We start from the raw sequence: 10,280 nt of genomic DNA on the forward strand, positions 1-10,280 counted from the left end.
CAAGATGAAACAATTTCTAGCGTTTATCGCAGCCGGTATTTTGGCTTTAATTGCTCTTGGTAGTCTTGCTGGTATTGTAGGATTCGCAATCGGAGCAGGAGTTGTATATTGGAGCTATAAATCATTTGTGCGAGCTAAATCATTTTTTGGAAAGTTAGCTTGGGGTATTGTTGGTTTAATCGGTTTATCCATTGCGCTTTCTCATTCGCCAGCATTAATCGGTATCGCTGCTTTAGTGGTTTTATACTACGGATACCGTGAGTGGAAAAAAGAAAAAGATGTAGTTGTTGAATCTGCTCCAGAAAGTTCTAAACCATATAGTAACTTTGAAGATGAGTGGAACAAATTAATGAAAAACTAAAACAATAAATCAAATTATAAATAAAGTAGAAGAGAGGAAGATTTATAATGAAACAATCTTTATTCGGACGTGTACGCGATGCAATTTTAGCTGATTTTCATAACGTGTTAGATGAGAAGGAAAGAAAAAATCCAATTGCGATGTTAAACCAATATTTACGTGATAGTGAGCGTGAAATAACAAAAATTGAGAAGTTAATTGAGCGTCATAAAACATTAAAATCTAATTTTGCTCGTGAGCTTGAGCAAGCACGTTATTTCGTTAATAAAAGATCAAAGCAAGCTATCATTGCTCAAGAAGCAGACGAATTACAATTGCACGAACGTGCGTTAGAAGAGGTAGCTTATTATGAAGGGCAAGTAACTCGATTAGAAGAAATGTATGCAGGTGTTGTAGAGCAAATTGATGAGTTAGAGCGTCGTCTTTCTGAAATGAAAAATAAATTAAAAGAAATGCACGCAAAGCGCATGGAACTAATGGCACGTGAAAATATGGCACATGCAAATCGTCGTATGAATACTGCGATGCATAAAATGGATGAAAATAATCCGTTCTTACGATTTGAAGAGATTGAAGATCATATTCGTGACTTAGAAACTCGTATGAATGAAGAGCATGAGCGTGACACGTTTGATATGAAAATTGCAAAACTTGAGCGTGAAATGAAAGAAAAGAATGATGTATCGTTAACGAAAGAGTTAACAAAATAATAGTAGTATATTATAAAACAGGCTTATGATATAGTGATAGGAGAAAAGGTGTTGGAAAGCAATGCCTTTTCTTCTATGTATATGTGACAAGAAGGGGGGAGCTGAAATGAAGAAACATTTTTCAAAGACACAATTAATGGGGATGCTCCTCATCATATTTGGATTCGGTCTTTTTCTTGATATGATACTTGGACATTTTGAACCAGGTGGTCTCATTTTTGCATTTATTATGCTTATGTTTGGAAGGCATTATCGTAAAAAGAATCGTTATGTACGGGGAAATGTATTTTTATTTGTTGGTGGTATCGTATTTTTATTTTTCTTATTTTCATCAGCAGCATTTGTTCTTGTCGTATTTGCTTGTTTAGCTTTAATTGGTTATCAATTGATTCAACAAGGGCATCAGCAAAAAGCAATGAAGGTTGAAATTAAAGAAAAAGGGATTATAGACGAAGAGAAGCAAATATATCGTACAGAAACATATTTGAAAAATATGTTTGTAGGCAATGTACGAATGATGGATCATATTTATGAACTTGAGGATATTAATGTTCAATATGGTGCTTGTGATGTGGAAATAGATTTAACAACTGCTATGATTCCAGAAGGGGAAACGGTAATTGTTATTCGGGGTGTCGTTGGTAATATTCGTTTATATGTGCCATATGATATTGAACTTTCTTTAAATCATTCTGTTATTGTCGGACGTGTGCTCTTGCCAGGTCATGAAGAGACAGGGTTTAACCGCAATGTTACATTTAGAACAGAGCAGTATAAAGAGGCTCCTCGTCGTATTAAAATTATTTCTTCGCTTGTCGTAGGCGACACGGAAGTGAGGAAAGTATAATGAAGAAACAAAAAAATATTTCGTGGATGTATATTCGTTATTCTATGTTGTCCTCTGTTAGTATCGCACTCATTTGTACAATTGTATATGTATGGAAAAGCGAGCAACAAGTGTATGATTTATTATGGAAGGAATCCATCGCTTCTGTTCCAATTGGCTTGTTTATTATGACTACAAGTTTACTTATCGGGGGAATTGTAGGATATGCAATCGGTTATTATATAGAGCAGCGTATACAAGGATTAAATACTTTTCTATTTGAAGTAGAGCGAGGGAATTTTCCGAGCGATGTTTCGTTTACTGCAGATGATGAATTTCATGAAGTGGAACGAAAAGTAATCGTTCTGGCTCGTCGATTAGAGGAGCAAGCTGGACTCTTTCAAAAAGTAACGAATGAACGAGCTCATTGGAATGAAGAGATGAGACAAGAAGCGATTTCTCAAGAAAGGCATCGTTTAGCAAGGGAGTTGCATGATTCAGTAAGTCAGCAGCTTTTCGCAATGTCGATGATGATGTCAGCGATTAATGAACAAATAACTGAATTTCCAGATGTGACAAAAAAACAATTGCAACTTGTTGAAAATATGGTTGTAAATGCTCAATCAGAAATGAGAGCATTGCTCCTTCATTTACGTCCTGTACAATTGGAAGGTAAGAAACTGACAGAAGGTATAGAGGAATTATTAACGGAATTATCGCGAAAACAACATATGAAAATTGAATGGCTTATTGAGCCAATAGAATTAAAAAAAGGTGTAGAAGATCATTTATTCCGTATTGTGCAAGAAGCGCTATCAAACACGTTGCGACACGCGAAGGCAAAGAAAACAGAAGTGCGCCTTCGAAAAATTGATCAATATGCGATTTTAAAAATCATTGATGACGGCGTTGGGTTTGAAGTAGGGGTTAATAAGGCTGGTTCATATGGCCTAAGATCGATGCAAGAGCGTGTTCATGAAATTGGTGGGACACTTAAGGTACTTAGTTTCCCGACCAAAGGTACACAAATAGAAGTAAAAGTACCGATCATGATTGAGAGAGGGGGAGAAGTATGATAAAAGTATTGCTTGTCGATGATCATGAAATGGTTCGTATGGGTGTATCGGCATATTTATCTACACAGCCAGATATTGAAGTAGTAGGGGAAGCTGAGAATGGAAGAAAAGGATCAGAGTTAGCATTGCAATTAAGGCCGGATATTATTTTAATGGACCTTGTTATGGATGAGATGGATGGTGTCGAAGCAACACGTGCTATTATTCAAGAATGGCCAGAAGCAAAAATTGTAGTTGTAACAAGCTTTTTAGATGACGAAAAATTGTATCCTGTTATTGAGGCTGGGGCGACCAGTTACTTATTAAAAACATCAAGAGCAAGTGATATTGCTGATGCTGTACGAGCTACTTATGATGGAGAAACAGTATTAGAGCCGAAAGTTACCGGGAAAATGATGTCCCGTATGCGTCAAAAGAAAGAGCAACCTTTGCATGATGATTTAACGGAAAGAGAGTTTGAGATTTTGTTATTAATTGCAGAGGGAAAAAGTAATCAAGAGATTGCGGACGAGTTATTTATTGCACTGAAAACGGTAAAGACACATGTGAGTAATATATTAAATAAATTGAATGTAAGTGACCGTACTCAGGCGGTTATTTATGCATTTAGGCATCAATTAACGAAGTGATAAAGTGAAACTTTAATCAGTGGGGAGGTTGTTCCTCTCCCACTGATTATCAGCCCTCACCAATCGGGCTTTTACGGGCAGTTAATGCGAAGCTTTAATTGGAGGGGAATTCCTCGCTGATTATTGGCTCGATACAATATAGATTTGGCATTAAAACAATTGAATGTTTTTATTGACGATAAATAATGTAAGCGTTATCATTGAGGTGTTAACAGTACATATAAAGGGGAGAATGTATATGTTAGTTCAAACTATATTCGGAATGGATAAGTCTAAAAAATTAGGGGATTATGTGAACGCATTACAAGCGCTTTGTGAACAATATAATGTTGAAACAGATAAAATTGCGATTATTGAGGCAACAGAGGAATACTATTTATTTTTAGTAAAGCAAGAAGAGCGCTATGATGTTGTCAAGGTAGAAACAGTTGATACAAATATTGAATATTATACGAAGGCTTATAAAATAAGCAGTTTTAATCATGCTGCGTATCAAATGTAAAAAAACTCCCTTTTGGGAGTTTTTTTAGGAGGCTTTTACTTCGTGAGATTCGGTTACTAATGGAACTTTTTTCGTACCGCTTAACCTAGCCGTTGCAAGACCAATAAGACCTCCTACTAATGCTGGTATTAGCCAGCCGATTCCTTCATTATATAAAGGGATAAATTCAAAATATGGTGTGATAAATGAAACTGAAATACCACCTTGTTTTAATCCATCAAATACGCTCACTACAGCTGCTCCAATTAAAGCACCTACATAAACAGAGCGATATCCACCGAAGTATTTATGAAGTAATGATAGTAGTACGAGTACAATCGCAATTGGATACACAACAAGTAGAATTGGAACAGAGATTGCGATAATTTTCGTTAAACCTAAGTTGGCAACTAGTAATCCTAATGCGCAAATGATACTCGCGAACGTTTTGTATGAAAATGTAGTCAATAATGTTGAAAAATATTGGCTGCACGCAGATACGAGTCCAACGCATGTCGTTAAACAAGCGAGTGTAACGATAAGAGATAATAGGAGCAAACCGTATGGACCGAATAATTGTTGTACGATAACAGTAAGTAGCTGTCCGCCATTTTTTGCATATCCGAGCGAGACGCTAGTTGCCCCAAGCCAGCCGAGTGCACCGTATACAAGTACGAGCCCTGTAGCGGCAATAAGCCCTGCTTTTGCTGTGGCGATGGCAATGGACTTACGATCATTCACACCTTTAGAGCGAATTGCATTTACAACGATAATTCCGAATGCAAGTGCTGAAATAGTGTCCATTGTTAAGTAGCCTTCCATAAAGCCTTTGAAGATTGGAGAAGTTTGATACTCTTGCATCGCTGGTCCTGATTGCCCAAGTGGTGTAAATACACTTTTAACAAATAATAAGAAAATAGAGAGTAATAAAATAGGTGTTAATACATTCCCAATACGATCAACAAGTTTAGATGGATTCAAACTCAGCCAAAATACGATAGTAAAGAAGATGATTGTATATACAAATAGCACTAGGCTGCTAGAGCGGATTGTTTCTGGCAAGAAAGAACTAACCCCCATTTCATAAGCGACATTTGCAACACGTGGGATGCCCATGGATGGACCGATGGCAATGTATACAACTACTGTAAAGAAAATTCCGAATAATGGATGGGCATGACTTGCAAGTTGCTGCATTCCATTTCCTGATAGAGAAATTGCGATAACAGTAAGTAGTGGTAAGCCAACTCCTGTTAGTAAAAATCCAATCATTGCTGGCCAAAAGTTTTCACCTGCGTTTTGCCCAAGCATGGGAGGGAAAATTAAATTACCTGCCCCAAAAAATAAAGAAAATAGCATAAGACCCGTGAAAAAAATATGTTTTTTTGATACAGTGTTCATTGTTTTTCCTCCTTTTTCATTCATTTGTAAGAACACAAAAAACTCGTCCCTAAAGAAAGGGACGAGTTATATTTACCCGCGATACCACCCTAATTTACACATGTAGAAATAAATCTATATGTATACGGCTTTGCAACGTACAACATGATACGTGTTCCTTGTAACGGGGGACGGCCGGTAAGAACTTACTGTAACATTCGGTTCTACTTCTCGGAGATGATTTTCGGTTACGCACTGAACGTTGGCTTTCAGCAAATCGCCAACTCTCTGGGGAACAGTTCTATAACGTACTCGTTCTCGTCAATGAATTTTTATTCAAGTATTCTGACAGTATTGTTGCATGTTTTTTTTAGAAAGTCAATATGTTTTTTGGAAGATATATTTATATATGGAAATATCGAAAGTGATATTCGTTGTTGCAAAAGGAATAATGAATTGTAAAATAGGAGTAAAAATTTGCGGAGAATTGTAAAATTTATAGAGAAAGTTGATATTTATAGGAGTAAAGAAGGGATTGTTTGAATTTACAGAGAATAATACAACAATCCACTTGCTGGAAAGAACAAACCAAAAGAGGTGACTGAAATGCTTGCGATGGGAGTATTATTTGGCATTATTGCTATAATTGGTTTTATGTGGTTATATTATTCGCGTTCGTTTAAACAAGCAGAAGTTTTACTCTTTCAAAAAGGTAGTTTATTGACAAATCAGTCTAGATATTTAGTATGTCCGAAGTGTGGAAGTGCACAGGCCAGAAGTGGAGGATATCAAGAGTGTTGTAAAATTAGATTATGAAAGAAAGGAAGCCTCACATTATTTTGTGAGGCTTCCTTCCTTACAACTTCATGGCGCTCCAAATTGTCCATCGATCTCTTTCAATAATAGGAGAGACGTTTTGTAATGCGGTCTGTATATGTTGTAGAAGTTGAGAAAGTTCATCATCTGTTAACTCATATAGAATGGATCGACCTGTTCGAGGAGATAAATCTTGCAATAATGCTTCTACAGAATCATGTATTTTTCGTATTTCCCATTGTGTTTGTGCGGGAAGTACATGAAGAGAATGTTTTTGTAATTCTGTCTGTATAGTGTTGGTTTTTGGACGTCTTTTTGACTCTATTTCAATAAGTTTTGGAAATAGAGAGAAAAAATATCCGCGAATGTGTTCGGGACTTCCTGGAATTGTACAATCTTCAATTGTTCGATCTTGTAAAATAAGTACACCGTTTTTATTTAATATACGAGAAGCTTCACGTAAAAATGTAGGAATGTCTTGTAAATGATGAATAACTGCACGCGAAATAACTATGTCGAATGTTTCATTAGGGTATGGGATATTATGTGCATCACCGTGGATGAATGAAATGTTTGAAAAGTTGTTACAATTTTCTTTTGCAGCTTGTAATATTTCTTTTGAAAAATCAAGTCCCACAACATTTTTGGCTCCCATAAGAGCGAGTTCTTTCGTATAAATCCCACCACCACAGCCGATATCAATTATTTGCTTGTTTTGTATTTCTGTAATGTTTTTTACCATTTCAGCCCAAGAAATATGAGCGTTTCTTGTTGCATATGTGTACTTATTATTTTCATCATGAAAATTAATGGACATGATAAAGACCTCCTTTCAATGATTAGTATAGCGTATTTAATAGGATGTCACGTTTTTGTTTTATGTATGAAGATTATAAGGATTTCTTATCGTAAGAGGAGGATTAATTTGAAAGGGAAATATGTATTGGTGTTGTTGTTTGTTATGTTACTAGCAGCTTGTGGTCAAGTTGAGCCGAAAAAAGAAACAAAAAAAGTAGAAGAGACGGTGAATGAAGTGAAAGAAACAATAGGGGTAACCGTTATACAAAAAAAACATAAAGAGAAAAAGTTGCAGGAATCAGAAGCGAAGTTAGTAATAGACATTTTGAATAAAGCTGAGAAACAAGAAATAACAGGAAGCTTCGGTGAACCTGAATATGAAATACAAATTAGTAGAGATGGGAAAAAAGAAACTTATTATGCATGGTTAAGAGGAGAAGATAGACGAGGATGGGTGCAATATAAGAAAGCTATGTATATGTTGAATGAAAAAGATACGGAAAAGCTTTTGGATATATTTCCAAATGTCTCAGAACAAAAAGAAGATGAGATGCAGGTAAGCCCTTTAACAGAAGTAACAAAAAAAGATTTACAGATTACCGCATTTCATATTAAAACAGGCGATCAAAACGTGAATTATACGGTACGGTATACGATTTCACAATCACTATACAATAAGTTAGTGAAGGAGCAAGAATATTATTTGCAACTCAATTTTCCAGAAAAAGTTCAAAAATTAATTGGAGCAAAAGAGAGTGAAATAATTTTAGGTGAAAAAGTAAAGGAAGGGTATAAGCAATATGAATTGCATGCTACTGTTCTGATAAAAAGCGCTTCACAATCACAATTAAAATCATTAGAAACATATTACGAAAATTATGATTTGAAAATATTAAACAGTGAAAAAGAAAAAATAGGTGTGTTTCAAAATATAATTCAGATTGTTAAAGATTATGGTGAAAAAATGAATTTTCAAAGATAAAGTGAGCCTTTAATTAGCCCTTACGGATTGGAATGAATGTAAACTCGTCAAATCTATATGGCCTTTCCTAGGAAATGATAATAGAGAGGGGAAAGCACCCCTCTCTATTACTTTGCTTTTGCAGATGGCTCATTCATTGATTTTCGTGTAATAAGAAAAGAAATCATAAGAGCGGAAAGGATGACAAGGGCAATAAATACGTGATTGGGCAACAAATCTAATAATAATACGTAACTAACGGTATAAAAAATAAGAGTTGAAGCTAAAAACGATAGAGCACCTATTATAAGAGATTGTAAATTCATTTGTGTACACCTCCTTTTATTTATATTTTTGGCTGAAAATGGATTATATAAACATTATTTCTAACAATAGAAAAAAATATGTCATAATAGAGAAAAGAACAAGCTTTGATGAATGAATATGATTCATTAATGAGAGATAAAGGAGAGGAATATGAAAAATAATAAAAAAGGATTATGGGGAATTATTGTTGCGGTAGGTCTATTTTTACTGTCTAAGTTAAAGTGGGTATTTGCAATTTTTAAATTAGCAAAGTTTTCAACGGTATTTAGTATGTTTCTATCGCTTGGCGCATACGCAGTTCTATATGGTTGGAAATTTGGAGTAGCGCTCATTTATTTGTTGTTTGTTCATGAAATGGGCCATTTATGGGCTGCGAAAAGAAAGGGGATCCCGACATCGCCAGCAATCTTTATTCCATTTATGGGGGCCCTTATTGGAATGAAAGAGATGCCGAAAAATGCGAAAGATGAAGCTTACATTGCCTATATGGGGCCGCTTTTCGGACTTCTGTCATTTTTACCGGCGATACCGCTTTATATAATGACGAAAGAGCCATTTTGGGCGCTTGTTATTTTGCTTGGAAGTATGATTAATTTCTTTAATTTAATTCCCGTTTCGCCGCTAGATGGTGGGAGAATTATTTCAGTTGTCAGTACTAAAATTTGGGGAGCAGGCCTTATTTTATTACTTGGCTATTCAATTTACTTTAAAAGTATTTTGGGAGGATTTATTGTTATTATCGGTTGTATGGAGTTATATAGAGTAATAAAGAGAGATGAGCCGATTAAGGAATTAGGGCATAAAATTGATGGGATGAAAGAATATGTTACTAGGCTTGAAGAGGAATTAAAAGAAACGGGTGCTGTACATCGGACTATATACGTGATGCATCATGAGATGAATGCATTAAGACAAAGAGAACGGGAAAAAGAGTTACAAATAGGTGAACTTCAAAAAATGGAAGTGTTAGAGTATCTTTTACCGAAGTTCGAACCGTTAGATTATGTTCCATATGAAGATGAAAAAGATGAGTATACAATTCACATAAGGGAAGCATTTGAAGCGTCAGAAAGAAAATTAAATGAATGGAAAACAGAAAAGGAACAACAAGAAAACTATTATAAAGTGGATGCGAAAACGAAATGGACAGTATTTGCTTGTTATATCGGATTAATGGTTATACTCGGTTACACAGCTTATGAAGGATATATTGTTTTACAAGAACATTTGCCAACGAGAAATGTATAGAAAAATATTGTCGAAATGATAGGAAGAATTAATACAGGAATTATATTTCTACGAGAGAATGTTACAAGTATAGTCATACGTTGCAATATTTTTAGTAGAGAAGGAGTTCTGTGTATGAAGAAATTGTTAAATGTATTAGGTATTATTATCGTGATGATCATTGCGAGTTATAGTCTTATGAAAGTGCTGTTACATTATGCGAATAAGCCTGCTGAGGTAAATACAATAGCTCAAATAGAAGATGTGCAAGAAGAGACAAAAGTGCTAGATTTTATTCGAATGACACATGAAAGCTATAATAATTTCTTAAATTATGGTAAAGCAGAGAATTATACAGACGGGGATTGGAATCAATTTAAGCAATGGTTTCAACAACAAGAACAATCTTTAAAAAATATACATACGGAAATAAAGAATGAAAAAATAAAACGCGATGTAAATAGAAGCTATGAAATTGTAAAACAAGGTGTGGAACTTCAAAATATTGAGTATGTAGTGTATGCCCACCGTGTATATCATGACTTGGATATTATCGTAAATAAATATAGAGGTGAAACGAATATCTGGGGGTATACGGAGTTTGGCGATGGGAAAGATATAAAAGTAATCGAACAAGCTATACAAACAAAATAATAAGCTAGCTAGAATTTGAAGTGACCCCTAAAAG

The 10,280-nt window shown here is 35.1% G+C and carries 13 protein-coding genes and 1 other annotated feature; of the genes, 10 read left to right on the forward strand and 3 right to left on the reverse strand.

Translation table 11 applies throughout. The annotated features are described in order from the left end of the window. Positions 1 to 4 precede the first annotated feature (4 nt). The 6 genes from DN401_RS12235 to DN401_RS12260 all read left to right on the forward strand — a co-directional run bounded on the left by DN401_RS12235 (position 5) and on the right by DN401_RS12260 (position 4,104). Entirely contained in the window at positions 5 to 361 is a 357-nt protein-coding gene (locus DN401_RS12235; protein ID WP_000808640.1) for a lmo0954 family membrane protein, read from the forward strand. Positions 362 to 408: 47 nt separating this feature from the next. After that, positions 409 to 1,071, forward strand: coding sequence for a PspA/IM30 family protein (locus tag DN401_RS12240; RefSeq protein WP_000814124.1), 663 nt, complete (start codon positions 409 to 411; stop codon positions 1,069 to 1,071). Positions 1,072 to 1,177: 106 nt separating this feature from the next. Further along, positions 1,178 to 1,918, forward strand: a complete 741-nt coding sequence (gene liaF, locus DN401_RS12245; RefSeq protein ID WP_000716095.1) for a cell wall-active antibiotics response protein LiaF — start codon at positions 1,178 to 1,180, stop codon at positions 1,916 to 1,918. Continuing rightward, on the forward strand, positions 1,918 to 2,973 hold the full coding sequence (locus tag DN401_RS12250; protein WP_100655219.1) for a sensor histidine kinase: 1,056 nt from the start codon (positions 1,918 to 1,920) through the stop codon (positions 2,971 to 2,973). The genes liaF and DN401_RS12250 overlap by 1 nt, the downstream gene beginning before the upstream one ends. Continuing rightward, positions 2,970 to 3,602, forward strand: a complete 633-nt coding sequence (locus tag DN401_RS12255) for a response regulator (protein WP_000598707.1) — start codon at positions 2,970 to 2,972, stop codon at positions 3,600 to 3,602. Before DN401_RS12250 ends, DN401_RS12255 begins: the two co-directional genes overlap by 4 nt. A 163-nt stretch (positions 3,603 to 3,765) precedes the next feature. Further along, the gene (locus DN401_RS12260) at positions 3,766 to 4,104 is read left to right on the forward strand and encodes a DUF3922 domain-containing protein (RefSeq protein WP_119683145.1); all 339 of its coding nucleotides are present in this window, start codon (positions 3,766 to 3,768) and stop codon (positions 4,102 to 4,104) included. Between the two features lie 24 nt (positions 4,105 to 4,128). Here the strand turns inward: DN401_RS12260 and brnQ3 are convergent, their stop codons facing one another. Beyond that, the gene (brnQ3, locus tag DN401_RS12265; RefSeq protein ID WP_001099135.1) at positions 4,129 to 5,484 is read right to left on the reverse strand and encodes a branched-chain amino acid transport system II carrier protein BrnQ3; all 1,356 of its coding nucleotides are present in this window, start codon (positions 5,482 to 5,484) and stop codon (positions 4,129 to 4,131) included. A 54-nt stretch (positions 5,485 to 5,538) separates the two neighbouring features. Next, positions 5,539 to 5,797 (reverse strand) — a binding site (T-box leader). Between the two features lie 272 nt (positions 5,798 to 6,069). Here brnQ3 and DN401_RS12270 point away from each other — a divergent pair. Further along, positions 6,070 to 6,279, forward strand: coding sequence for a hypothetical protein (locus tag DN401_RS12270; protein ID WP_000880630.1), 210 nt, complete (start codon positions 6,070 to 6,072; stop codon positions 6,277 to 6,279). 40 nt (positions 6,280 to 6,319) lie between these two features. Here DN401_RS12270 and DN401_RS12275 read toward each other — a convergent pair whose 3' ends face one another. Then, positions 6,320 to 7,096, reverse strand: a complete 777-nt coding sequence (locus tag DN401_RS12275) for a class I SAM-dependent methyltransferase (RefSeq protein WP_000026281.1) — start codon at positions 7,094 to 7,096, stop codon at positions 6,320 to 6,322. 108 nt (positions 7,097 to 7,204) lie between these two features. On the opposite strand from DN401_RS12275, the gene DN401_RS12280 reads away from it, so the two are divergent. Continuing rightward, positions 7,205 to 8,059, forward strand: a complete 855-nt coding sequence (locus DN401_RS12280; RefSeq protein ID WP_000677061.1) for a YhfM domain-containing protein — start codon at positions 7,205 to 7,207, stop codon at positions 8,057 to 8,059. Between the two features lie 107 nt (positions 8,060 to 8,166). On the opposite strand, the gene DN401_RS12285 is transcribed toward DN401_RS12280, so the two are convergent. After that, a complete protein-coding gene (locus DN401_RS12285) occupies positions 8,167 to 8,364 on the reverse strand; it encodes a hypothetical protein (RefSeq protein WP_001053356.1) in 198 nt (65 codons plus the stop codon). A 151-nt stretch (positions 8,365 to 8,515) separates the two neighbouring features. Between DN401_RS12285 and DN401_RS12290 the strand changes: the two genes are divergently transcribed. Together DN401_RS12290 and DN401_RS12295 are read left to right on the forward strand one after the other, a co-directional pair. Then, positions 8,516 to 9,613, forward strand: a complete 1,098-nt coding sequence (locus tag DN401_RS12290; protein ID WP_000794503.1) for a site-2 protease family protein — start codon at positions 8,516 to 8,518, stop codon at positions 9,611 to 9,613. Between the two features lie 114 nt (positions 9,614 to 9,727). Continuing rightward, positions 9,728 to 10,246, forward strand: coding sequence for a hypothetical protein (locus DN401_RS12295; protein WP_136363232.1), 519 nt, complete (start codon positions 9,728 to 9,730; stop codon positions 10,244 to 10,246). The last annotated feature ends 34 nt before the right edge of the window (positions 10,247 to 10,280 follow it).

This window comes from Bacillus sp. BF2-3, from assembly GCF_008368795.1.
GTDB classification, from domain to species: domain Bacteria; phylum Bacillota; class Bacilli; order Bacillales; family Bacillaceae_G; genus Bacillus_A; species Bacillus_A cereus.